The 22,043-nt window shown below is 59.4% G+C and carries 20 protein-coding genes; 7 read left to right on the top strand and 13 right to left on the bottom strand.

Going from position 1 to position 22,043, the window contains the following annotated elements:
* Window positions 1–14: 14 nt before the first annotated feature.
* The gene (gene betI, locus AB4N74_RS21610; RefSeq protein WP_008085771.1) at window positions 15–608 is read right to left on the bottom strand and encodes a transcriptional regulator BetI; all 594 of its coding nucleotides are present in this window, start codon (window positions 606–608) and stop codon (window positions 15–17) included.
* A 486-nt stretch (window positions 609–1,094) separates the two neighbouring features.
* Between betI and AB4N74_RS21605 the strand changes: the two genes are divergently transcribed.
* Entirely contained in the window at window positions 1,095–3,035 is a 1,941-nt protein-coding gene (locus AB4N74_RS21605; protein ID WP_460101202.1) for a BCCT family transporter, read from the top strand.
* Window positions 3,036–3,275: 240 nt separating this feature from the next.
* On the opposite strand, the gene choV is transcribed toward AB4N74_RS21605, so the two are convergent.
* The 3 genes from choV to AB4N74_RS21590 all read right to left on the bottom strand — a co-directional run bounded on the left by choV (window position 3,276) and on the right by AB4N74_RS21590 (window position 6,307).
* Window positions 3,276–4,454 (bottom strand): choline ABC transporter ATP-binding protein, encoded by a 1,179-nt coding sequence (gene choV / locus AB4N74_RS21600; protein WP_034153601.1) that lies wholly within the window; start codon window positions 4,452–4,454, stop codon window positions 3,276–3,278.
* Window positions 4,451–5,296, bottom strand: a complete 846-nt coding sequence (gene choW / locus AB4N74_RS21595; RefSeq protein ID WP_093429887.1) for a choline ABC transporter permease subunit — start codon at window positions 5,294–5,296, stop codon at window positions 4,451–4,453. The genes choV and choW overlap by 4 nt, the downstream gene beginning before the upstream one ends.
* A gap of 66 nt (window positions 5,297–5,362) precedes the next feature.
* Window positions 5,363–6,307 carry a choline ABC transporter substrate-binding protein gene (locus AB4N74_RS21590; protein ID WP_007918300.1) on the bottom strand — a complete coding sequence of 315 codons (945 nt, stop codon included), beginning with the start codon at window positions 6,305–6,307 and terminating at the stop codon, window positions 5,363–5,365.
* Between the two features lie 436 nt (window positions 6,308–6,743).
* On the opposite strand from AB4N74_RS21590, the gene AB4N74_RS21585 reads away from it, so the two are divergent.
* Both AB4N74_RS21585 and gbdR read left to right on the top strand, forming a co-directional pair.
* Window positions 6,744–8,120, top strand: a complete 1,377-nt coding sequence (locus AB4N74_RS21585) for an L-serine ammonia-lyase (protein ID WP_460097185.1) — start codon at window positions 6,744–6,746, stop codon at window positions 8,118–8,120.
* 515 nt (window positions 8,121–8,635) lie between these two features.
* Window positions 8,636–9,739 carry a choline metabolism transcriptional regulator GbdR gene (gene gbdR, locus AB4N74_RS21580; protein ID WP_007949927.1) on the top strand — a complete coding sequence of 368 codons (1,104 nt, stop codon included), beginning with the start codon at window positions 8,636–8,638 and terminating at the stop codon, window positions 9,737–9,739.
* Window positions 9,740–9,827: 88 nt separating this feature from the next.
* Here the strand turns inward: gbdR and AB4N74_RS21575 are convergent, their stop codons facing one another.
* The 6 genes from AB4N74_RS21575 to AB4N74_RS21550 form a co-directional block, all read right to left on the bottom strand.
* Complete coding sequence (locus tag AB4N74_RS21575; protein WP_093429889.1) at window positions 9,828–10,091, bottom strand: hypothetical protein; 264 nt, start codon at window positions 10,089–10,091, stop codon at window positions 9,828–9,830.
* A 387-nt stretch (window positions 10,092–10,478) separates the two neighbouring features.
* A complete protein-coding gene (locus tag AB4N74_RS21570; protein WP_093429890.1) occupies window positions 10,479–11,642 on the bottom strand; it encodes a gamma-butyrobetaine dioxygenase in 1,164 nt (387 codons plus the stop codon).
* Window positions 11,643–11,665: 23 nt separating this feature from the next.
* Entirely contained in the window at window positions 11,666–12,142 is a 477-nt protein-coding gene (locus tag AB4N74_RS21565; RefSeq protein ID WP_186619995.1) for a thioesterase family protein, read from the bottom strand.
* A gap of 337 nt (window positions 12,143–12,479) precedes the next feature.
* Entirely contained in the window at window positions 12,480–13,445 is a 966-nt protein-coding gene (locus AB4N74_RS21560; RefSeq protein WP_427119094.1) for an L-carnitine dehydrogenase, read from the bottom strand.
* 140 nt (window positions 13,446–13,585) lie between these two features.
* On the bottom strand, window positions 13,586–14,473 hold the full coding sequence (locus AB4N74_RS21555) for a beta-keto acid cleavage family enzyme (RefSeq protein WP_093429893.1): 888 nt from the start codon (window positions 14,471–14,473) through the stop codon (window positions 13,586–13,588).
* Between the two features lie 118 nt (window positions 14,474–14,591).
* Entirely contained in the window at window positions 14,592–15,536 is a 945-nt protein-coding gene (locus AB4N74_RS21550) for a choline ABC transporter substrate-binding protein (RefSeq protein WP_093429894.1), read from the bottom strand.
* 207 nt (window positions 15,537–15,743) lie between these two features.
* Between AB4N74_RS21550 and AB4N74_RS21545 the strand changes: the two genes are divergently transcribed.
* Window positions 15,744–16,688, top strand: coding sequence for a GlxA family transcriptional regulator (locus tag AB4N74_RS21545; protein ID WP_093429895.1), 945 nt, complete (start codon window positions 15,744–15,746; stop codon window positions 16,686–16,688).
* A 140-nt stretch (window positions 16,689–16,828) separates the two neighbouring features.
* On the opposite strand, the gene AB4N74_RS21540 is transcribed toward AB4N74_RS21545, so the two are convergent.
* The 3 genes from AB4N74_RS21540 to AB4N74_RS21530 form a co-directional block, all read right to left on the bottom strand.
* Window positions 16,829–17,245 (bottom strand): DUF3010 family protein, encoded by a 417-nt coding sequence (locus tag AB4N74_RS21540; protein ID WP_093429896.1) that lies wholly within the window; start codon window positions 17,243–17,245, stop codon window positions 16,829–16,831.
* 29 nt (window positions 17,246–17,274) lie between these two features.
* The gene (locus AB4N74_RS21535; RefSeq protein WP_099757378.1) at window positions 17,275–17,598 is read right to left on the bottom strand and encodes a helix-turn-helix domain-containing protein; all 324 of its coding nucleotides are present in this window, start codon (window positions 17,596–17,598) and stop codon (window positions 17,275–17,277) included.
* Between the two features lie 102 nt (window positions 17,599–17,700).
* Entirely contained in the window at window positions 17,701–18,102 is a 402-nt protein-coding gene (locus AB4N74_RS21530) for a lysozyme inhibitor LprI family protein (RefSeq protein ID WP_095121593.1), read from the bottom strand.
* Between the two features lie 234 nt (window positions 18,103–18,336).
* On the opposite strand from AB4N74_RS21530, the gene AB4N74_RS21525 reads away from it, so the two are divergent.
* From AB4N74_RS21525 to dgcA, 3 genes are all read left to right on the top strand, one after another.
* Window positions 18,337–19,314, top strand: coding sequence for a dipeptidase (locus tag AB4N74_RS21525; RefSeq protein ID WP_093429898.1), 978 nt, complete (start codon window positions 18,337–18,339; stop codon window positions 19,312–19,314).
* Between the two features lie 106 nt (window positions 19,315–19,420).
* A complete protein-coding gene (locus AB4N74_RS21520; protein WP_005792152.1) occupies window positions 19,421–19,951 on the top strand; it encodes a DUF5943 domain-containing protein in 531 nt (176 codons plus the stop codon).
* A 15-nt stretch (window positions 19,952–19,966) separates the two neighbouring features.
* The gene (dgcA, locus tag AB4N74_RS21515; protein ID WP_093429899.1) at window positions 19,967–22,027 is read left to right on the top strand and encodes a dimethylglycine demethylation protein DgcA; all 2,061 of its coding nucleotides are present in this window, start codon (window positions 19,967–19,969) and stop codon (window positions 22,025–22,027) included.
* Window positions 22,028–22,043: the final 16 nt, after the last annotated feature.

Here is a 22,043-nt window from a genome sequence, read left to right as displayed (position 1 = left end):
GTTTTCTGTGTGCTCTAGCTCACCTTCTTGGCCAATTGGAAATCCATGTATTCGTAAGCGATCTGTTGCGCCTGCGCCGTGTCGAAAGCGTCTCCCGACAGCGCGCCGCGCAACCACAAGCCGTCAATCAACGCTGCCAGCCCCCGCGCTGCGCTGCGCGCATCTTCGAGCGGCAGCACACGGCGGAACTGACAGCACAGGTTGGAATACAGACGGTGATCGTTGATCCGCTGCAACCTGTGCAAAGACGGCTGGTGCATGCTGGTGGCCCAGAAGGCCAGCCAGGTTTTCATTGCCGGGCCATTGACCTGGCTGGCGTCGAAGTTGCCTTCGATGATCACCTGCAGATGTGCCCGTGGGCTGTCATCTGCCAGCGCCTGACGGCGCGCGGTGACGCTCTCGCTGAGGGCGGTCATCAGATACCGCATCGTGGCGGCAATCAGGCCGTTCTTGTCCTGAAAGTAATGACTGATGATGCCATTCGAGACACCGGCCAAACGGGCGATCAGCGCAATGCTGGCGTCCCCCATTCCGACCTGATCGACCGCCTGCAATGTGGCTTCGATCAGTTGTTGGCGGCGGATGGGTTGCATACCGACCTTGGGCATCTTGCACATCTCCTTAGGCCTTCCGAGCGGCGAATCACGCCGATCGGATTGAGGGCCAGTCTATTTTGTTTTGATTGAACGTTCAATCAACAAAGAATAAGATCTGCGACAAATCGTCGCTGCCTACAGCTTTTTCCTACGTGTAAGTGGCGATAAAACCGACATCCGAAACAGCTCGAAACCTGCGTGGGGCATGGCGCGGTTCGCGATTCGATGGACGTGTTGAAAGGGCAAGACGCTCAGGGCCAGGTTTCGGATGACCGTCCGTCCACCTTCGGCCACGAAAGCGATTCGCAGCGCCATTTCGGCAGGTTCGGGCTTTTTTCGGGGTGTCTTTATATCACCCGCCGGTCGGCTGCCAACTAACCGATTGGTCGGGTTCCGTGTTGCCTTGTGTTCTTCTCTCGCACTGCCTGGAGCATTTGTGCCATGAGTTCTGCCTCGCTTATAAAGACCCCGCCCGAGAAGGTGACGGTCAACGGTTGGGTGTTTTACACCTCTACCGCGCTGATTCTGTTGTTGACCGCCATTCTGATTATCGCCCCGCAAGAGGCCGGCAGACTGTTGGGTATCGCTCAGGCCTGGTTGTCGCGCAGCTTCGGCTGGTACTACATGGTGGTCATCGCCGCCTACCTGGTGTTTGTGGTGGGCCTGGCGTTTTCTTCGTACGGCAAACTCAAACTGGGCAGCAAGGACGACACCCCGGATTTCAGTTACGGCGCCTGGGCGGGGATGCTGTTCTCGTCGGGTATCGGTATTTCGCTGTTGTACTTCGGCGCATCCGAGCCACTGGATCACTATTTCAATCCGCCGGAAGGCGCTTCGGCCAGCAACTTGGCCGCGCGTCAGGCAGTACAGCTGACGTTCCTGCATTGGGGTCTGCACGGCTGGGCGATCTACGCACTGGTCGGTCTGGCCGTGGCGTACTTTGCTTACCGGCATAACCAGCCGCTGGCCCTGCGTTCGGCGCTGTATCCGCTGGTCGGCGAGCGTTGGGTCAAGGGCGCGGCCGGTCACGCGGTGGACGGCTTCGGCATGTTCGTGACCCTGCTGGGTCTGGTGACCAACCTGGGGATTGGTTCGCTGCAAGTGTCCTCGGGCCTGGAAAACCTGTTCGGCATGGAACACAGCAACACCAACCTGCTGATCGTGATCATCGTGATGAGCACCGTGGCGACCATCGCAGCCGTGTCCGGCGTGGAAAACGGCATCCGCCGTCTGTCCAACCTGAACATCGTGCTGTTCAGCGGTCTGCTGATTTTCGTGCTGTTGTTTGGCCCGACTTTGCACCTGCTCAACGGCTTCGTGCAGAACATCGGCGACTACCTCAATGGCATCGTGCTGAAAACCTTCGACCTTTATGTGTACGAAGGCGACAACGCCAAGTCCGAGCGCTGGATGGGCCTGTGGACCCTGTTCTACTGGGCGTGGTGGATTTCCTGGGCGCCATTCGTAGGCATGTTCATCGCGCGTATTTCCCGTGGTCGTACCGTGCGTGAGCTGGTCGCTGGCGTGCTGCTGATTCCGCTGGGCTTCACCCTGGCCTGGCTGTCGATCTTCGGTAACTCGGCACTGGACCTGGTGATGAACCAGGGGGCGGTGGAGCTTGGCAAGACGGCACTGGAACAGCCGTCGATGGCGATCTATCAATTGCTTGAGCACTACCCGGCGTCGAAAGTCGTTATCGGTGTGTCGATCTTTGTTGGCTTCGTGCTGTTCCTGACCCCGGCCGACTCCGGCGCGGTGATGATGGCGAATCTGTCCTGCAAGGGCGGTAACGTCGATGAAGATGCGCCGCACTGGCTGCGGATCTTCTGGTCGGTGGTGATCACCCTGGTGACCATCGGTCTGCTGTTTGCCGGTAACTTCGAAGCCATGCAAACCATGGTGGTGCTGGCCGGTCTGCCGTTCTCGGTGGTGCTGGTGTTCTTCATGTTCGGCTTGCACAAGGCCATGCGTCAGGACGTGCAGATCGAACAGGAGCAGGCGCAGCTGGCGGAGCGCGGTCGTCGTGGTTTCAGCGAGCGTCTGACGCAACTGGATCTGCAACCGAGCCAATCGGTGGTGCAACGCTTCATGGACAAGCAGGTCAGCCCGGCGCTGGAAGATGCTGCTGCGCAGATGCGTGCGCAGGGTCTGGAAGTGCAGACGCTGCTGGGTAAATCCAAGCGCTGCATGGGTGTGCGTATCGAGATGGAAGAGGGCAACCCTTTCGTTTACGAAGTGAGCCTGGACGGCTATCTGGCGACCCCGACCGAATCGGCGCAATCCGATGAAGCGCGCCAGCGTTACTACCGCGCCGAGGTGTACCTGCACAACGGCAGCCAGGATTACGACCTGATGGGCTTCACGCAGGATCAGATCACGCGGGATGTGCTCGATCAGTTTGAAAGCCATCGGCAGCTCCTTGGCCGGGTGTATAGCTAAAGTCAAAAGCCCCCTCACCCCAACCCTCTCCCCAAGGGAGAGGGGGAAGGGAGCAGATCGGGGGCTTTTCAATAACTGAGTTCGACTCGATTTCTCAGGTCGATATAGCTTGAAAGTACAACTCGGTCAGTCCCCTCTCCCTCTGGGAGAGGGCTAGGCGGGCGGCGTTCCGATGAGGGGCTTTTTTCCTGACCCAATAAAAAAGGGATCGCTCACCGCGATCCCTTTTTTTATCCCGCCTTAACCGAGATTCTTGCCCAGCAACGCGTGATACAACTCGCTGTCGCCCAAGATCCCCACCACATGATTGTCATCGTGCAGCACCAGCTTGTTGCCGGTCTGATAACGAATCTGCAGTGCATCGCGCATACCGATGTTCGAGTCCACCAGCGTCGGCTTGCGCTCCAGCCCCTCTACCGCTTGCCCCGGTGCCCAGTTCTGCAGGTTCAGCACCGAACCATTCTGCCGCGCACCTTTGATGGTGTTGCCTTCGGCCAGGTCCAGCCACGAATCGCCGCCCGGATCGAGGCACACCGAACCATTGATGCGTTTGCACTTGTCCAGGGTGCGCATCAGGCTGCGACCGCAAAGTACGTTGAGCGGATTGGTGTGCGCAACGAAAGTGCGCACATAGTCGTCCGCCGGGTTCAGCACGATCTCTTCCGGCACGCTGTACTGGATGATCCGGCCGTCTTTCATGATCGCGATGCGGCTACCCAATTTGAGCGCCTCGTCGAGGTCGTGGCTCACGAAGACAATGGTCTTGCTCAGCTTGCGTTGCAGTTCCAGCAGTTCATCCTGCAGGCCCTGACGGATCAGCGGGTCGAGGGCCGAGAACGGTTCGTCCATCAATAGAATGTCGGCGTCCATCGCCAGCGCCCGCGCCAGACCAACACGCTGCTGCATGCCGCCGGAGAGTTCGTCGGGCTTCTTGTTGCGCCATTGGGTCAGGCCGACCAGTTCGAGTTTCTCGTCGACGAGCTTCTTGCGTTCCTTCTCCGGGCGACCCTGCATTTCCAGACCGAAACTGATGTTCTCGCGCACCGTTAGCCAAGGCATCAGGGCGAACTTCTGAAAGACCATGGCGATGCGTTTGGTGCGCATCATTTTCAGTTCGGCCGGGGTGCAGGAGGCGATGTCGATCTGACGGTTTTCATGCTCGACGAACAACTTGCCGCGACTCACGGTGTTGAGGCCGTTGATGCAGCGCAGCAGGCTCGACTTGCCCGAGCCGGACAAGCCCATCAGCACGCAGATCTCGCCTTTATTGATGTCCAGCGTGGCTTTTTCCACGCCGACGATCTGTCCGGTCTTCTTCAGGATCTCGTTGCGGGTCATGCCCTGATCCAGCAGCTTGAGCGCCTCGCGCGGGTCTTTGGAGAAGATTACGTCGACGTCTTCGAAGCGAATTATGCTCATGCGTCACCCCCTGCTTTAGCGTCGGGTTGTTTGCAGATACGGTCGAGCATGATCGCCAGCAGTACGATCGCCAGGCCCGCTTCGAAGCCCAGGGCGATATCAGCAGTGTTCAGTGCGTTGACCACCGGTTTGCCGAGTCCATCGGCGCCTACCAGTGCAGCGATCACCACCATCGACAACGACAGCATGATGCACTGGGTGATGCCGGCCGCGATGCTCGGCATGGCGTGAGGCAGTTCGATCCGTGAGAGCAATTGGCGACGCGAGCAGCCGAAGGCCTTGCCGGCGTCCATCAGTTCTTGCGGGACATCGCGGATGCCCAGGTAGGTCAGGCGGATCGGCGCAGCGATGGCGAACACCACTGTGGAGATCAGGCCTGGCACCACACCCAGCCCGAAGAGGGTCAGGGTAGGAATGAGGTAAACGAAGGTCGGTACGGTCTGCATCAGATCGAGTACCGGACGCATGACCGTGTAGAACATCGGTTTGTGCGCGGCGACGATGCCCAACGGCACGCCGATGACCACGCAGACCAGGGTTGCGAACATGACCTGGGCGAGGGTTTCCATGGTCTCCTGCCAGTACCCCAGATTGAGGATCAGCAGGAAGGAGGCAATGACGAACGCAGTCAGGCCCCATTTACGCTGAATGAAGTGAGCGAGTAGTGCGATCAGGCCAATCAAGACCAGTGGGTTGAACCAGGTCAGCGCAAACGTCACGCCGTGGATCATCGTTTCCAGTGTCACGGCGATTGCGTCGAAGGTGTTGGCGCCGTGTTGCGTCAACCATTCAACGAAGCCCGCGATGTACTGGCCTAAAGGTATTTTCTGATCAATCAGCATGGTAGTGAACGTCCGCATGCAAGGAAATAAACAGCCCGGGCGGGCGAACCCACCCGGCATAAGCGATTACTGAAGCTTGGCTTTCACGGCCTCCAGGCCAGGTTTACCGTCAATGGTGGTCACGCCAGCGAGCCAGGTATCGAGCACTTGTGGATTCTTTTTCAGCCAGGCCTTCGCGGCCGCGTCAGGCTTCATCTTGTCGTCGAGGATGTTGCCCATCAGTTCGCTTTCCATGTCGACGGTGAACTCCAGGTTCTTCAGCAACTGACCGACGTTGCTGCATTCCTCGGCGTAACCCTTGCGGGTGTTGGTCGCTACGGTCGCAGCACCGAAATCGGGGCCGAAGAAATCATCGCCACCGGTCAGGTATTGAATCTTGAAGCGCTTGTTCATCGGGTGTGGCGCCCAGCCGAGGAAGACCACGGCGGTGTCGCGTTTTTGCGCGCGATCCACCTGCGAGAGCATGCCCGCTTCCGACGATTCGACGACTTTGAAACCGGCGGTTTTCAGGCCGAAAGCGTCCTTGTCGATCATGCTCTGGATCAGACGGTTGCCGTCATTGCCAGGCTCGATGCCGTAGATCTTGCCGTCGAGTTCTTTCTTGAATTTGGCGATGTCGGCGAAGTCATGCAGACCTTTGTCATACAGGGCTTGCGGCACGGCGAGGGTGTACTTGGCGCCCTTGAGGTTGGTGCGCACGGTTTCTACGGTGCCGGCGTCGCGGTAGGCCTTGATGTCGTTTTCCATGGTCGGCATCCAGTTACCGAGGAACACGTCCATGTTCTTGCCGTCGGCCAGCGACTTGTAGGTCACGGGCACGGAGATCATGGTGGTCTTGGTCTTGTAGCCGAGGGCGTTGAGGACAACGGAGGTGGTAGCGGTGGTAGCGGTGATGTCGGTCCAGCCGACATCGGAGAAGTTAACGGTACTGCACTGTGCCGGTTCTGCAGCTTGCGCCAGTAACGGCAGACTCAGCATGGCGGCCAACAACAACGACGGGGAACCTTTCATGGATGGACTCCTTGGTGTTTTTTTTGGCAGTGTTCCGACTGTGGACCACCGCACTTATAGGTTGCGGTTGGATGGCGTTCTGGAGACAGCTCTACCACGGCGCCTTGCAATCGAGTCATAACGATCATGTACCAGTGAAAATCTGACGCCTACAGGGGGGGTCGTATCCAGTACAGGGATGGTCGCATCCAGTGTCAGTGACGTCGTTTACAGCTTTTTTCAGCCCCGAATGGCCATCTGAACCGCACAAAAACGGCGAAAAACCGGGGCGAAAACGGCGCGGCGCTGGTGGACATGAGTGCGTCGGTGTCAGACGCCGTGCGCTCCGACAAAAGCCTGATGATGCGGGCATTCCGGCGGATCGCAGCTTGAGCGTAGCAGCTCCGCCAGCGGGCGCTTCACGCCCCGGACCGGCATCCTCAGGAGCTCTGCAGCAATGGCTATCAGCGTTTTCGACCTGTTCAAAATCGGCATCGGCCCTTCCAGTTCCCACACCGTCGGGCCCATGCGCGCCGCGGCGTTGTTCGTCGAGTCGCTTCGGGACAAGCACCAGTTGGAACAGGTGCGTCGTATAGAAGTGCAATTGTTCGGATCGCTGTCGGCTACCGGTATCGGTCACGGCAGCGACAACGCGGTGATCATGGGTTTGATGGGCGAGTGGCCGGACGCAATCGACCCCTCGCAGATCGGCCCGCGGATTCAGGCCCTGCGCGAAACTCACACACTTTTATTGGATGGTCGTTTGTCGGTGCCGTTTGTCTGGGCGCGGGACATGCGCCTGATCGATGAAAATCTGCCTTTCCATCCCAATGCCATGACGATTGTTGCTGACGGCGATCACGGCGAACTGCATCGCGACACCTACTATTCGGTGGGTGGCGGTTTTGTCGTCGATCAAAAGCAGGCCTCCAGCGGCGTGGTCGATCTGGATCGCACTGAGTTGCCCTACGACTTTTCCAGCGCGGTTGAGCTGTTGGAGTTGTGCAAGAAAAACAACCTGCGCGTTGCCGAATTGATGATGGCCAACGAAAAGGTCTGGCGCAGTGAAGAAGAGATCCGCGCCGGGCTGATGAAACTGTGGCGGGCGATGCAGGATTGCGTTGAGCAGGGCCTCAAGCACGAAGGCATCCTGCCCGGCGGTTTGAATGTACGTCGACGTGCGGCGAAGTTGCATCGCAGTCTTCAGGAATTGGGCAAGCCCAATGTGATCGGCTCGACGCTGAGCGCGATGGAGTGGGTCAACCTGTTCGCTCTGGCGGTTAATGAAGAAAACGCGGCGGGTGGGCGCATGGTCACGGCGCCGACCAATGGCGCGGCGGGCATCATTCCGGCGGTGTTGCACTACTTTATGAAGTTCAGTGAAGCGGTGACTGACGCCAACGTGGTCGATTACTTCCTCGGTGCAGCGGCGGTGGGGATTCTGTGCAAGAAGAATGCTTCGATCTCGGGCGCCGAAGTGGGTTGCCAGGGCGAAGTCGGTTCGGCGTGTGCGATGGCGGCGGCGGGGCTGGCGGAGATTCTTGGTGCCACGCCGGAGCAGTTGTGCAACGCAGCGGAGATTGGTCTTGAACACAACCTTGGGCTGACTTGCGATCCGGTCGGTGGCCTGGTGCAGGTGCCGTGCATCGAGCGTAATGCGATTGCCGCGGTCAAGGCGATCAACGCGGCGCAAATGGCATTGCGTGGCGATGGTCAGCACTTTATCTCGCTGGATCGGGTGATCCGCACCATGCGTGATACCGGCGCTGATATGCATGACAAATATAAAGAGACATCGCGTGGTGGATTGGCGGTCAGTGCGGTTGAGTGCTGAGACCGAGTCGCCTCCATCGCGAGCAGGCTCGCTCCTACAGGGGAACGCATTCCAAATGTAGGAGTGAGCCTGCTCGCGATAGCGTCAGACCAGTCAAAATTGCTCATCAAGTGAACACAGACAATAAATCACGCCACCTTTTAGCGCGTCGCAAACAGATAAGAGTCTTTCCCAGCTGTTACATGCATTCAGCACCCCCTACCGTCCGTCACCCGTGCTTGCGGTGACACTCCCCACAAACTGCGCGCAGGCCAGTTCCCACAAGTGCTACCGATTTGCTCACACCCCTGGGGGCAGGGCGCTCAGCAACGCTGATGGCACTTCGAAACACCTTTCGTCGGACGGCTCGTATAGACACGTCGCGACGTCGTTTTCAGGAGTTATTGAACAGCCATTCAATTTTAGGCATGGCAATTGCTCTGTCATAACAAAGCCCGTCTCCCACGCGAGAACGCTGGCAATAACAAGAGCCTCCGCCTGAGGCCATCACCCGCTTTGTGTGAGGAGATACCGCGATGACGTCGTTCAACTCCGGGGCCCAACCCCAGAACCGTGCGCCTCAATCCATCGGCTTTCTGCTGCTGGACAATTTCACGCTGATTTCTCTGGCCTCCGCAGTAGAACCCCTGCGCATGGCCAACCAATTGTCCGGTCGCGAGCTGTATCGCTGGAGCACTCTCACCGTCGATGGCGGCCAGGTGTGGGCCAGTGACGGTCTGCAAATCACGCCAGACGCCTCCATGCACAAAGCCCCGCCACTGGACACTGTGATTGTCTGCGGCGGCATCGGCATTCAACGCACCGTTACCCGTGAACACGTTTCCTGGCTGCAAAGCCAGGCGCGCCAGTCCAAGCGCCTCGGCGCCGTATGCACCGGCAGTTGGGCCCTGGCCTGCGCGGGTCTGCTCGACGGTTTCGATTGCAGCGTGCACTGGGAATGTCTGGCGGCGATGCAGGAAGCTTTCCCGCGCGTGGCCATGAGCACCCGTTTGTTCACCCTCGACCGTAACCGTTTCACCAGCTCCGGCGGTACCGCGCCGCTGGACATGATGCTGCACCTGATCAGCCGCGATCACGGCCGTGAACTGTCCGCCGCGATTTCGGAGATGTTCGTCTACGAACGTATCCGCAACGAACAGGATCACCAGCGTGTGCCGCTCAAGCACATGCTCGGCACCAACCAGCCGAAGCTGCAGGAAATCGTCGCGCTGATGGAAGCCAACCTCGAAGAGCCGATCGACCTCGATGAACTGGCGGTGTACGTCGCCGTGTCGCGTCGACAGCTGGAGCGCCTGTTTCAGAAATACCTGCACTGCTCGCCGTCCCGTTACTACTTGAAGCTGCGCCTGATCCGCGCCCGGCAGTTGCTCAAGCAAACGCCGATGTCGATCATCGAAGTGGCGTCCGTGTGTGGTTTCGTCTCGACGCCGCACTTCTCCAAGTGCTATCGCGAATACTTCGGCATTCCGCCGCGTGACGAGCGCGTAGGGTCCAACACCACTCAACAAGTGGCGATGTTGCCGCTGCCGCAGGCCATCGTGATGTCGCCGCTGTCGGGGCCGATGTCGGCGTTGAGTCAGGCGCGCAATGAATCGACGTTTGCCAGCGTAAGGCTGTAGACCGAGTCATCGTTCTTCGCGAGCAGGCTCGCTCCCACAGTAGGAATGCATTCCAATGTGGGAGCGAGCCTGCTCGCGAATGGATTTATCAGGCGCTATGGCTTTGCTGATAGTCCGCCAATGCCGGCAACAACTGCTTGTCGATCGCCTGACGTACGCACGGCAGAATCGTCGCGCTGCTGGTGTACATCTCCTTGACCATTCTGCGCAGTTCATTTGCCCGAGCCTTATCCAAGCCACGCACCGCGCATTCGCAAGCCTGCTCGGCCGTTGAACCGCTCGGCACCTGGAAACCCAACGCCTTGAGCTGGCCCAGCAAATCTTCCTGATCGATCAAATCGGCATACATCATGACGCGCATCCTTCTTCGGTAACGGAGGTCGTGGCTCGATTCTGGTAGCCATGCGGGAGCACGGCAAGGGCGATTTGTCGCAGTGGCTGCGACGGCTATGAACAGGTCGTTTTCGGCTAACTCGCCGCTCAAGGGAGTGGGCACACTGAACTCAGCTTGCAACACGAAGGTTTGGTCACCCTCGCTTGGCAGCTCCTCAACAGTAGCTTGAGCCCCGATCCAGTCACGGCTGGTATCGGGGTTTTTTTTGTCTGTGATTCAGTTAGTGACGCGTTGTCTGGACTGACGCTTTCGCGAGCAAGCTCGCTCCCACAGGTGACCGCGTTCATTCAGGGGAATGCGATTAAATGTGGGAGCGAGCTTGCTCGCGAAGAACGATGACGCGGTCTACCGCTGCAACACCAGAATCCGCGACAACAACTCATCCCGGTCGACGTAGCAGCCCTGAAAATGCCGCGCCCCGGTCGCCGGATCGAAGGCATTACGCGCGTGCAACGTACGGCGATTATCGAAGCACCACAGCTCACCGGAATTAAGCCGCTGCATCAGCCGAAACCGTGGCTCACGGGTCATCGCAATAAACCGCCGATAAGCCCGATACAACCGTGGCATCTGCTCTACCGAGGTATCGAACGCTCCGCGCAGAAAGTTTGCCATGCGGATTTCCGCCACGCGTCCCAAGGCGTCCAAAGCGATGATCGGCGCCAGGCAGCGATAGTCGCTATGGCGATCCTTGTTGCGAAACTCCACCGGTATTTCACACAGTGCCTGAAACGATGCAGGGTCTTCACTGCGCAACGCATCGGCAATCGCAAAACCGTCGACAAAAATACTTTCGCCACCCTCGGCGTCATTCACCAGGCAATGCAGAAATTGCAGCCCCGGTTGCAGCTCGCGTGTCGGTAGATCGGTGTGCAACGGCAGGTTGAAAGCGGTGTACGCATTGCTGTCAGCATCGGCTTTGGATTGCACGTTGAACAGCACACCGAAGTTGCTCTCGCGAATGAAGGAAATGCGTTGCGCGATGAGCTTCAGTGAACCGGACTCGGTGGGCACGCCGCGTACTTGCGTCAGGCCGATGTCGCGTACGGCGAGCAGCCATTGCAGCAGGGCGGCGTTGTCGTTCATCAATGCCGCGTATTCGAACACTGGCAACTGCAGATCGCTGCGCCACAGATGAGACTTAGGTTTGCCGGCCAAGCGTTCGGCGCGGGATTCATCGTCATAGGCATGAGCGCGCAGCCAGCCGGGATCAAAACGGCTGAGGTGACCGTCCCGCCAGTCGATGCGCAGGCAGCCGCCGGTATCGATATCGGCGGCGGCAGGCCTGAGGTCTTCAGCGGCATCGACAATCTCGAACACCTGCTCGCGGGTGACGTTGTAGACGCACTGTGGACACGGGCAGTTGTCCCGCAACCAGACATGGTGGAACGGGCTGACGCGACCGTCAGCCCATTCAATGGCAACGCGATCCGCCAGGGTCTGCACGCCACCGAGCGCGCTGATCAACGGATAAGTACGGAAATCGGCAACAGCGGCAGCGGTGTGCATGGCGGCTCCTTGAGATCGATGGATTACCTGGCGGGTGGCAGTGCGATAACGCGGCCGATGTAAGCGGGAGCGGGCAAGTCTTGCTGATCGGCGACGATGCTTTGCAGGCGGCTCAGGGTGTCCGCGCTGAACGGTGCCGAACGCGGGCCGGCGAGATCGACGTGCAACAGCATCTGTTCGTTGCCGGCCAGTTCCTGTTCCTCACCGACCTTGTACAGGCTGTGATAGAGGTGCAGGCGTTTGCTGTCGTGACCGATGATTTGCGTACGCACTTCGACTTCGCTGTCGAGCTTCACTTCGTGCAGATAGTTGAGGTGCAGTTCAAGGGTGAACAGCGAGTGGCCGCTGGCTTCGCGGTTGTTGCTGTCCATGCCGAGGCGATCCATCAGGGCGTCGGTGGCGTAGCTGAAAATCAGCAGGTAGAAGGCGTCGCGCAGGTGGCCGTTGTAGTCGACCCAGTCGGGGATGATTCGGGTTTGGTACGTGGTGAGCTGGGGCATGGTTTGGGTTCCGGCAGTTAGGTGGTCTTCAAGATCAAAAGCTACCCCCTCACCCCAGCCCTCTCCCCCAGGGGGAGAGGGGGAAGGGAGTAGATCGGGGGCCTTTCAAAACTTGAGTTCGGCTCGATAGATCAAGTCGGCGTAGCTCGAAAAAAACACCGCGGTCAGTCCCCTTTCCCCAATGGAGGAGAGGAGAAAGGGTGCTGATCTTCAAGCGTTTCAAGTCCTGAGTTCGGCTCGGCGGTGCAGGTCGGCGTAGCTCGAACATTCAACTCGGTCAGTCCCCTCTACCCCTGGGAGAGGGCTAGGGTGAGGGCAGCGGTCTGACGCGAACGCATTACTCGCTGAACGCCATCCCATGCTTTTCCTTTGTGGTCTTCACCGCCTCAAGCACCGCCAGCAAGCAATCATCACGATAGCGCTCCAGTGCCGAAATGCTGTGACGACCAAGCTGATCACTGGTGCCATCAACCACATCATCAATCAACTTGTCAGTCAGTTCCGGCGCCGGCAGATAGGTCCACGGCAACTGCAACGCCGGGCCGAATTGCGACATGAAGTGGCGCATCCCCGCATCACCCCCGGCCAAGGTATAAGTCAGGAACGTACCCATGAACGACCAGCGCAGGCCGGCGCCAAAGCGGATCGCATCATCGATCTCGCCAGTGGTCGCGACACCATCGTTGACCAGGTGCAGCGCCTCACGCCACAGCGCTTCGAGCAAGCGGTCGGCGATAAACCCCGGCACTTCTTTGCGCACGTGCAGCGGACGCATGCCGAGGGATTCGTAGACTTTCATCGCTGCCTGAACGGCCTCGGGCGCGGTGTTCATGCCACCCACGACTTCGACCAACGGCAGCAGATAAACCGGGTTGAACGGGTGGCCGACCACGCAGCGTTCAGGGTGCGTTGAGCTCTCGTAGAACTCACTTGGCAGCAGGCCCGAGGTACTCGAACCGATCAACGCATTGGGCTTGGCCGCGGCGCTGATTTTGCTGTGCAGATCGAGTTTCAGTTCCAGGCGTTCCGGAGCGCTTTCCTGAATGAAATCGGCATCGCGCACGCACTCCTCGATGGTCGCGACAAAGCGCAGACGATCCTGCGAAGCGCCCGGCGCCAGACCGCTTTTCTCCAGTGCGCCCCAGGCGTTGGCTACGCGTTTACGCAGCGCCGCTTCGGCGCCGGGCGCCGGGTCCCAGGCGATCACATCCAGGCCATGGGCGAGGGCGCGGGATACCCAGCCACTGCCGATGACACCGCTGCCCAGCGCGGCGAAGGTTTTGATTTCGGTGATAAAGCTCATGGTGATTTCCTGAATAGTTCGGCGATCAACTGTGGGAGCGAGCTTGCTCGCGAAGGGGGCGGTACATCCGCAGTATCTTCATCAGCAGAGCCATCGCATTCGCGAGCAAGCTCGCTCCCACAGGGTTCGAGGTGGGGCAATTAACCGCGCTGGGTCAGGCCCATTTTTTTGCGGCCTTCGGCCGGGGTCAGCACCCGGGCGCCGAGGCGGCTGAGGATTTCGGTGGCGCGTTCGACCAGTTGGCCGTTGGTCGCCAGCACGCCTTTGTCCAGCCACAGGTTGTCCTCCAGCCCGACCCGCACGTTGCCGCCGAGCAGCACTGCTTGCGCGGCCATTGGCATCTGCATGCGGCCAATGCCAAACCCGGCCCACACCGCATCGGCGGGCAGGTTGTCGACCATGGCTTTCATCGTGGTGGTATCCGCCGGCGCGCCCCACGGGATGCCCAGGCACAGCTGGAACAACGGGTTATCGAGCAGACCTTCCTTGATCATCTGCTTGGCGAACCACAGGTGACCGGTGTCGAAAATCTCCAGCTCGGCCTTCACGCCCAGCTCGGTAATGCGCTTGGCGCCGGCACGCAGTTGCGCCGGTGTGGAGACGTAAATGGTGTCGCCATCGCCGAAGTTCAGCGTGCCGCAATCGAGGGTGCAGATTTCCGGTAACAGCGCTTCAACGTGAGCCAGACGAGTCAATGGGCCGACCAGATCGGTATTCGGGCCAAACTCCATCGGGTTCTCGCCAGCGCCGATTTCCAGGTCGCCGCCCATGCCGGCGGTGAGGTTGACGATGATGTCGACGTCGGCCTCGCGGATGCGCTCCATCACTTCGCGGTACAGAGCCACGTCACGGCTGAACTTGCCGGTCTGCGGATCGCGCACATGGCAGTGCACAACCGTGGCGCCGGCCTTGGCCGCTTCCACCGCAGCAGCAGCAATTTGTTTCGGGGTGACCGGCACGTGCGGGCTCTTGGCGGTCGTGTCGCCAGCACCGGTGAGTGCGCAGGTGATGATGACGTCGTGATTCATGGTGCGGTTTCCTTCAGGCGTGATGGGTTGTCCGCAGCCCTTTTCGGGGCTGCGAGCTTCGTCCGGTTCCCTCTCCCCTTGGGAGAGGGCTAGGGTGAGGGGCTTTTAAATGAGAGGGTTATTTGCTGGTCAGTTGCAGGTTTTCAGCCGCCGGTTTGCCATCGAACGTCGTCACACCTTCCAGCCAGCGCTGCTTGTCTTCGGGGTGATCCTTGAGCCATTGCTTGGCCGATTCGAAAGCGTCCTTGTGGTCGAGCAGCGGCTGCATCATCCGGCTCTCGTCCTCGGCGGTGAACGTCAGATTGGTTAGCAGGCGACCAACGTTCGGGCACTGCTCGGCGTATTTCGGCGCGGTGACGGTCCAAACCGTGGCCATACCTTCGTTAGGGCCGAGGGCGTCGTCGCTGCCGGTCAGATAAGTCATCTTGACGTTGACGTTCATCGGGTGCGGCGCCCAGCCAAAGAAGACCACGGCCTCTTTGCGGCGCACAGCACGGTCGACGGCGGCGAGCATGCCGGCCTCGCTCGACTCGACCAACTGGAACTTGCCGAGGCCGAACTGGTTCTTGGCGATCATCGCCTTGATCTGCGTGTTGGCGCCCGAGCCTGGCTCGATGCCGTAGATCTTGCCGCCCAGTTCTTTTTCAAACTTGGCGATGTCGGCGAAGGTTTTCAGGCCCTTGTCGGCCAGATAGGTCGGTACGGCGAGGGTCGCGCGAGCGTCTTTCAGGCTTGGTGCTTCAAGAACTTTGACCTGATTGGCATCGACGAACGGGGTGATGGTCTGGGTCATCAGCGGGTTCCAGTAACCGAGGAACAGGTCCAGGCGCTGATCGCGGATCCCAGCGAAGATGATTTGCTGGGACGCGCTGGTTTGTTTGGTGTTGTAGCCGAGGCCGTCGAGCAGGACCTGGGTCATGGCACTGGTGGCGATCACGTCGGTCCAGTTGACCACGCCCATGCGTACGTTCTGGCATGACGCAGGTTCGGCCGCCATGACGCTGGCGCTCAAGAAAGCGGTACCGCTGAGTGCAAGAACACAGCTGCTGATCAGTCGTTTCATGTCGGGTTCCTCGGCAGGTGGTTTATTGTGGTTTCCGGCGTCTGATGCGCCGGTGATGCCAAGTTACGCAGCTATACGCCCATGAAAGCGCACTGCGGCGACTGGCATTTGCACTGTAGCGACCTGTGCGCTTGAACGCTGACGACAATCGGCGTATCAACGAGCCACGCTCCCCTCCCTCTCGTTACCCGCGAATCGAGTGCGCCCATGTCCCAGGATTTCTACTTTCTGCTGATGCCGGGGTTCTCCGCCATCGGCTTTATTTCGGCGATCGAACCGCTGCGCGTGGCCAACCGCTTTCGTGGCGAGCTGTACCGCTGGCATGTGCTCAGCGCCGACGGCGGGGCGGTGCTGGCAAGCAATGGCATGTCGGTCAACGCCGATGCGGCGCTGGAGCCGCTGAAGAAAGGCGCGACGCTGCTGGTGGTGGCCGGGTTTGAACCGCTGAAGTTCGCCACGCCAACCCTTGAACACTGGTTGCGGCGACTGGATAACGAAGGCGTGACCCTCGGTGCTATCGACACCGGCAGCTTTGTCCTCGCTGAAGCAGGTCTGCTCGACGGTCATCGCCTGACCCTGCACTGGGAAGCCATCGACGCGTTCAAGGAATCTTATCCAACGCTCAGCGTGACCCAGGAACTGTTCGAGATCGACCGCCGGCGCATCACCTCGGCGGGTGGCACGGCTTCCATCGATTTAATGCTCGATCTGATCGCCCAGGCTCATGGGCCGCAACTGGCGATTCAGGTCAGCGAGCAGTTTGTGCTGGGGCGCATCCGTCCGCGCAAAGATCACCAGCGCATGGAAGTCGCCACGCGTTATGGCATCAATAACAAGAAGCTGGTTCAGGTGATCGGCGAGATGGAGCAGCACAGCGAACCGCCGCTGACTACTTTGCAATTGGCAGAATCGATCAAGGTCACGCGGCGGCAATTGGAGCGCTTGTTTCGGCTGCATCTGAACGACACGCCGAGCAATTTCTATCTGCGGTTAAGGCTGGAAAAGGCCCGACAGCTGCTGCGCCAGACCGACATGAGCGTGCTCGAAGTCAGCATCGCCTGCGGCTTCGAGTCGCCGTCGTACTTCACCCGCAGCTACCGGGCACGCTTCGCCCGCTGCCCGCGTGAAGACCGCCGTACCGCCCAGGCCTGATCTTGAGACCAGCAAGTAAACCTGTGGGAGCGAGCTTGCTCGCGAATGCGGTAGAGCATTCAAAAAAACTGTCGACTGACACTCCCTCTTCGCGAGCAAGCTCGCTCCCACATGGATTTACTGTGATTTCGGAAATCGGGTTACTTCTTCATTAACGCCGAACACGCCGCTTTATAAGCCTCATGCTGATACTTGTTCAACGTCCCCGGCAGCTCGAAATTATGCTTCTTCGCCTGCGCATTGATCGTCTGCGGCGACAACAACGTCACCTCGCAACCATCCAGCAACTGCAAAATCCCCTCAATCTTGAACGTCGTCGGGCCACCGGCAAACTCGCCCTTCTTGCTGCGCTTCTTGATCGCAATCCGGTCAACCGAATTCTCCCGCACAAACGACGCCACCTGCGCCGCGAACAGCTTCACGTTGGCCGCGTCGTCATCGTCTTCGAGGGCAATCTTCTTGGTGGCGAGGGGAACGTGGCTCAGGTTCGAACCGTCGAGAGCGGCCACGGCGATGATCGCTTCGCTGCCTTTGATTTCGATGCCGCAGATGTTCATGGGGAATTCCTTGAAGTGAAGAGGGCAGCTTACAGCTCTAGCTGATTGGCGGTGATGCCGAACGCCGACGCAATTTTCTCACGCGTAACCTTGCGAGGCTTGGCGACTGTTTCCTGCTGGGCAAACGCCGGTTGCGAAATACCCATGCGTTTGGCGACTTCTTCTTGAGTCAGGTTGAGGTGTTCGCGCCAGGCACGGATCGGTGTTGCCCCATCGACCATCCGACTGACGACCTCATGAGGAATCAGATCGGGCTGCATTTTCTGCGCGACGTACTGGGCGTAAGGGATGACGACGAAGGCTGGCTTGCCCTCGGCATCGTTGATGATTTGGATATCTGTGGATAACTTCATATACGAAGAAATATAAGTCTTTTATAAGATTTCAGAATCTTTTCTTATATTTCTCCCAAATACCAATCCGCAAGTTTGACGGCATGTTGCGAGAAGTCAGGATCACTCCTGCCCAATCGACTCCAAAAACTCCGACCGTTCATCACTCATCCGCGCCACGCAATCATTCTGCGCAATCGTGAACGCCTTACTCCCCGCCGTAGCCGGAAACGCTTCCACCGCACAATCCGCGTCCCGCGTCTTCAACCACTGCTGCTGAGCCGTCTTGATCTTGGCGGTAATGTCCGCCAATTGCGTCGGGTTCTTGCCATACGCCGTCTGCATGCGTTCGTTGAGGCTGGCGTAGTTGTCCTTGAGCAGGTCTTCGGCGGTGCTGCGGCTGTAGGTCGAGCATTCCAGGGTCTGGACGTCGTTTTCGACGGCGTCGCACGGGTTGTTGTCGGACTCTTCAGCGGCGTGCACGCCGGTCGCAAGCAAAGCCAAAGCCAGGAAGATCGATTTCATTGTTGTCGCCGCTCTAATCCAGTGGTGTTTCCAAGATGGGCCAGATTCTGGCTCAAGCTGGCGGGCTTGAACAGGTAGCTGATCGGAGCGTCTGGCGACCCTTTGTCGCGGATTGACGCTTTCGGCAATTCCCCTGTCGTTTTTGCACCCGGTCGCCCCGGCACCGAGGCATATGCTGGCCCCAAAGCGCCGGCAGACGATTCGGCGCATGAATCGCCAATAAGGGGACGCCTGATGAGCCCAGCCGAATTACACGCCGACAGCATCGTTATCGACGGTCTGATCATTGCCAAATGGAACCGCGAGCTGTTCGAAGACATGCGCAAGGGCGGTCTGACGGCAGCCAACTGCACTGTGTCGGTGTGGGAAGGCTTTCAGGCGACCGTGAACAATATTGCCGCCAGCCAGAAGCTGATCCGCGAAAACGGCGACCTGGTGATGCCGGTGCGCACCACCGCCGACATCCGTCGCGCCAAGGAGCAAGGCAAGACCGGCATCCTCTTCGGCTTCCAGAATGCTCACGCGTTTGAAGACCAGATCGGCTATGTCGAAGTGTTCAAGCAGCTCGGCGTCGGCATCGTGCAGATGTGCTACAACACCCAGAACCTGGTCGGCACCGGTTGCTATGAGCGTGACGGCGGCCTGTCGGGTTTCGGTCGCGAGATCGTCGCCGAGATGAACCGCGTCGGCGTCATGTGCGACCTGTCCCACGTCGGCTCGAAGACTTCCGAAGAAGTCATCCTCGAATCGAAAAAACCGGTCTGCTATTCCCACTGCCTGCCGTCGGGTCTCAAAGAGCACCCGCGCAACAAGTCTGATGCAGAATTGAAGTTCATCGCTGACCACGGCGGTTTTGTCGGCGTGACCATGTTCGCGCCGTTTCTCGCCAAGGGCATTGATTCGACCATCGACGACTACGCCGAAGCGATCGAATACACCATGAACATCGTCGGCGAAGACGCCATCGGCATCGGCACCGACTTCACTCAGGGTCACGGTCAGGACTTCTTCGAATATCTGACCCACGACAAGGGCTACGCCCGCCGCCTGACCAGCTTCGGCAAGATCATCAACCCGCTGGGCATCCGCACCGTCGGCGAGTTCCCGAACCTGACCGAAACCCTGCTCAAGCGCGGCCATTCCGAGCGCGTCGTGCGCAAGATCATGGGCGAAAACTGGGTCAACGTCCTGAAAGACGTCTGGGGCGAGTAACGCTGACTCAAGACCGCCGCCGATCTGCCCCCTCTCCTGTGGGAGAGGGCTGGGGTGAGGGCAGCGGTCACCACTGAATCCACTATTTTTCTGGAGTTAAGTTTCCATGGCCAAGATCGCCCCGCAATTGCCAATCGAAGTCGACAGCGAAACCGGTGTCTGGACCTCCGACGCCCTGCCGATGCTCTACGTACCGCGTCACTTCTTCGTGAATAACCACATGGGCATCGAAGAAGTTTTGGGCGCCGACGCCTACGCCGAAATCCTCTATAAGGCCGGCTACAAATCCGCCTGGCACTGGTGCGAGAAAGAAGCTGAATGCCACGGCCTGGAAGGCGTCGCGGTGTTCGAGCACTACATGAAGCGCTTGTCGCAACGCGGCTGGGGTCTGTTCAAGATCCAAGACATCGACCTCGACAAAGGCACCGCCAGCGTCAAGCTCGAACACTCGGCATTCGTCTATGTGTACGGCAAGGTCGGGCGCAAAGTCGATTACATGTTCACCGGTTGGTTTGCCGGGGCCATGGATCAGATTCTTGAGGCTCGCGGCAGCAAGATTCGCACCGTCGCCGAGCAAGTCTACGGTGGCTCCGAAGAAGGCCACGACGACGGCCTGTTCACCGTCAAGCCGTTGTAAGTCGAGGAACCCGCCATGGCTTTCGAAGCAATGTTCCAGCCGATCCAGATCGGCAAACTGACCATCCGCAACCGCGTGCTCAGCACCGCGCACGCTGAGGTCTACGCAACGGACGGCGGCATGACCACCGACCGCTACGTCAAATACTACGAAGAGAAAGCCAAGGGCGGCATCGGCCTGGCGATTTGCGGCGGCTCCTCTGTGGTCGCCATCGACAGCCCGCAGGAATGGTGGAGCTCGGTGAATTTGTCCACCGACCGCATCATTCCGCATTTCCAGAACCTGGCCGACGCCATGCACAAGCATGGCGCCAAGATCATGATTCAGATTACCCACATGGGCCGGCGCTCGCGCTGGGACGGCTTCAACTGGCCGACGCTGATGTCGCCCTCGGGCATCCGTGAACCGGTACACCGCGCCACCTGCAAAACCATCGAGCCGGAAGAAATCTGGCGAGTGATTGGCAACTATGCCCAGGCGGCGCGCCGGGCCAAGGCCGGTGGTCTCGACGGCGTTGAACTGTCGGCGGTGCACCAGCACATGATCGACCAGTTCTGGAGCCCGCGCGTCAACAAGCGTACCGACGAATGGGGCGGCACCTTCGAAGGCCGGATGAAGTTCGGTCTGGAAGTGCTGAAGGCTGTGCGCGCCGAGGTCGGTGACGACTTCTGCGTGGGCATGCGTCTGTGCGGTGACGAGTTCCACCCGGACGGCTTGTCCCACGAGGACATGAAGCAGATCGCCAAGTATTACGACGACACCGGCATGCTCGATTTCATCGGCGTCGTCGGCTCGGGTTGTGACACCCACAACACCCTGGCCAACGTGATTCCGAACATGAGTTATCCACCGGAGCCGTTCCTGCATCTGGCCGCCGGAATCAAGGAAGTGGTCAAGGTGCCGGTGCTGCACGCACAGAACATCAAGGACCCGAACCAGGCCACACGGATTCTTGAGGGCGGTTACGTCGACATGGTCGGCATGACCCGTGCGCACATCGCTGATCCGCACCTGATCGCCAAGATCAAGATGGGCCAGATCGATCAGATCAAACAGTGCGTCGGCGCCAACTACTGCATCGACCGTCAGTATCAAGGCCTCGACGTGTTGTGCATCCAGAATGCCGCGACCTCCCGCGAATACATGGGCGTGCCGCACATCATCGAGAAATCCACCGGGCCGAAACGCAAGGTTGTGATTGTCGGTGCCGGCCCGGCCGGGATGGAAGCGGCACGCGTTGCTGCCGAACGTGGCCACGACGTGACCCTGTTCGAGAAGAAGGAATTCATCGGCGGGCAGATCACTACCGCATCGAAAGCGCCGCAGCGTGACCAGATCGCCGGTATTACCCGCTGGTTCCAGCTGGAACTGGCGCGGCTGAAAGTCGATCTGCGTCTGGGCACGGCGGCTGATGCCGAGACCATCATGGACTTGCGTCCGGACGTGGTGGTGCTGGCGGTCGGCGGGCATCCGTACCTGGAACAGAACGAACACTGGGGCGCCGCCGAAGGGCTGGTGGTCAGCAGTTGGGACGTGCTCGACGGCAAGGTCGCGCCGGGCAAGAACGTGCTGGTCTACGACACCATTTGCGAGTTCACCGGGATGTCGGTTGCCGACTTCCTCGCCGACAAGGGCAGCCAGGTCGAGATCGTCACCGACGACATCAAACCGGGCGTGGCCATCGGCGGTACGTCGTTCCCGACCTACTACCGCAGCATGTACCCGAAAGAAGTGATCATGACCGGCGACATGATGCTGGAGAAGGTCTACCGCGAAGGCGACAAACTGGTCGCGGTGCTGGAAAACGAATACACCGGCGCCAAAGAGGAGCGGGTGGTCGATCAGGTGGTGGTGGAGAACGGCGTGCGTCCGGATGAAGAAATCTACTACGCGCTCAAAGAGGGTTCGCGCAACAAGGGCCAGATCGACGTTGAAGCGTTGTTCGCGATCCAGCCGCAACCTTCGCTGAGCACCACCGGCGACGGCTACTTGCTGTTCCGCATCGGCGACTGCGTGGCGCAGCGCAACACCCACGCCGCGATCTATGACGCGCTCAGACTGTGTAAAGACTTCTAAAGGCTTGCACACAACC

It is taken from the genome of Pseudomonas sp. H3_C08 (assembly GCF_054669455.1).
The sequence above is the reverse complement of the archived record's forward strand: the minus strand, read 5'-3'. Positions and strand labels throughout refer to the sequence as shown.

Excerpts from the sequence above, each read along its gene's own strand:
- dgcA (WP_093429899.1), top strand. The coding sequence starts at position 19,967 with ATGGCTTTCGAAGCAATGTTCCAGCCGATCCAGATCGGCAAACTGACC.
- AB4N74_RS21585 (WP_460097185.1), top strand. The coding sequence starts at position 6,744 with ATGGCTATCAGCGTTTTCGACCTGTTCAAAATCGGCATCGGCCCTTCC.
- gbdR (WP_007949927.1), top strand. The coding sequence starts at position 8,636 with ATGACGTCGTTCAACTCCGGGGCCCAACCCCAGAACCGTGCGCCTCAA.
- AB4N74_RS21570 (WP_093429890.1), bottom strand. The coding sequence starts at position 11,642 with ATGCACACCGCTGCCGCTGTTGCCGATTTCCGTACTTATCCGTTGATC.
- AB4N74_RS21545 (WP_093429895.1), top strand. The coding sequence starts at position 15,744 with ATGTCCCAGGATTTCTACTTTCTGCTGATGCCGGGGTTCTCCGCCATC.
- AB4N74_RS21520 (WP_005792152.1), top strand. The coding sequence starts at position 19,421 with ATGGCCAAGATCGCCCCGCAATTGCCAATCGAAGTCGACAGCGAAACC.
- betI (WP_008085771.1), bottom strand. The coding sequence starts at position 608 with ATGCCCAAGGTCGGTATGCAACCCATCCGCCGCCAACAACTGATCGAA.
- AB4N74_RS21560 (WP_427119094.1), bottom strand. The coding sequence starts at position 13,445 with ATGAGCTTTATCACCGAAATCAAAACCTTCGCCGCGCTGGGCAGCGGT.
- AB4N74_RS21575 (WP_093429889.1), bottom strand. The coding sequence starts at position 10,091 with ATGATGTATGCCGATTTGATCGATCAGGAAGATTTGCTGGGCCAGCTC.
- choW (WP_093429887.1), bottom strand. The coding sequence starts at position 5,296 with ATGCTGATTGATCAGAAAATACCTTTAGGCCAGTACATCGCGGGCTTC.
- AB4N74_RS21525 (WP_093429898.1), top strand. The coding sequence starts at position 18,337 with ATGAGCCCAGCCGAATTACACGCCGACAGCATCGTTATCGACGGTCTG.
- AB4N74_RS21530 (WP_095121593.1), bottom strand. The coding sequence starts at position 18,102 with ATGAAATCGATCTTCCTGGCTTTGGCTTTGCTTGCGACCGGCGTGCAC.
- AB4N74_RS21535 (WP_099757378.1), bottom strand. The coding sequence starts at position 17,598 with ATGAAGTTATCCACAGATATCCAAATCATCAACGATGCCGAGGGCAAG.
- AB4N74_RS21565 (WP_186619995.1), bottom strand. The coding sequence starts at position 12,142 with ATGCCCCAGCTCACCACGTACCAAACCCGAATCATCCCCGACTGGGTC.
- AB4N74_RS21590 (WP_007918300.1), bottom strand. The coding sequence starts at position 6,307 with ATGAAAGGTTCCCCGTCGTTGTTGTTGGCCGCCATGCTGAGTCTGCCG.
- choV (WP_034153601.1), bottom strand. The coding sequence starts at position 4,454 with ATGAGCATAATTCGCTTCGAAGACGTCGACGTAATCTTCTCCAAAGAC.
- AB4N74_RS21540 (WP_093429896.1), bottom strand. The coding sequence starts at position 17,245 with ATGAACATCTGCGGCATCGAAATCAAAGGCAGCGAAGCGATCATCGCC.
- AB4N74_RS21550 (WP_093429894.1), bottom strand. The coding sequence starts at position 15,536 with ATGAAACGACTGATCAGCAGCTGTGTTCTTGCACTCAGCGGTACCGCT.
- AB4N74_RS21555 (WP_093429893.1), bottom strand. The coding sequence starts at position 14,473 with ATGAATCACGACGTCATCATCACCTGCGCACTCACCGGTGCTGGCGAC.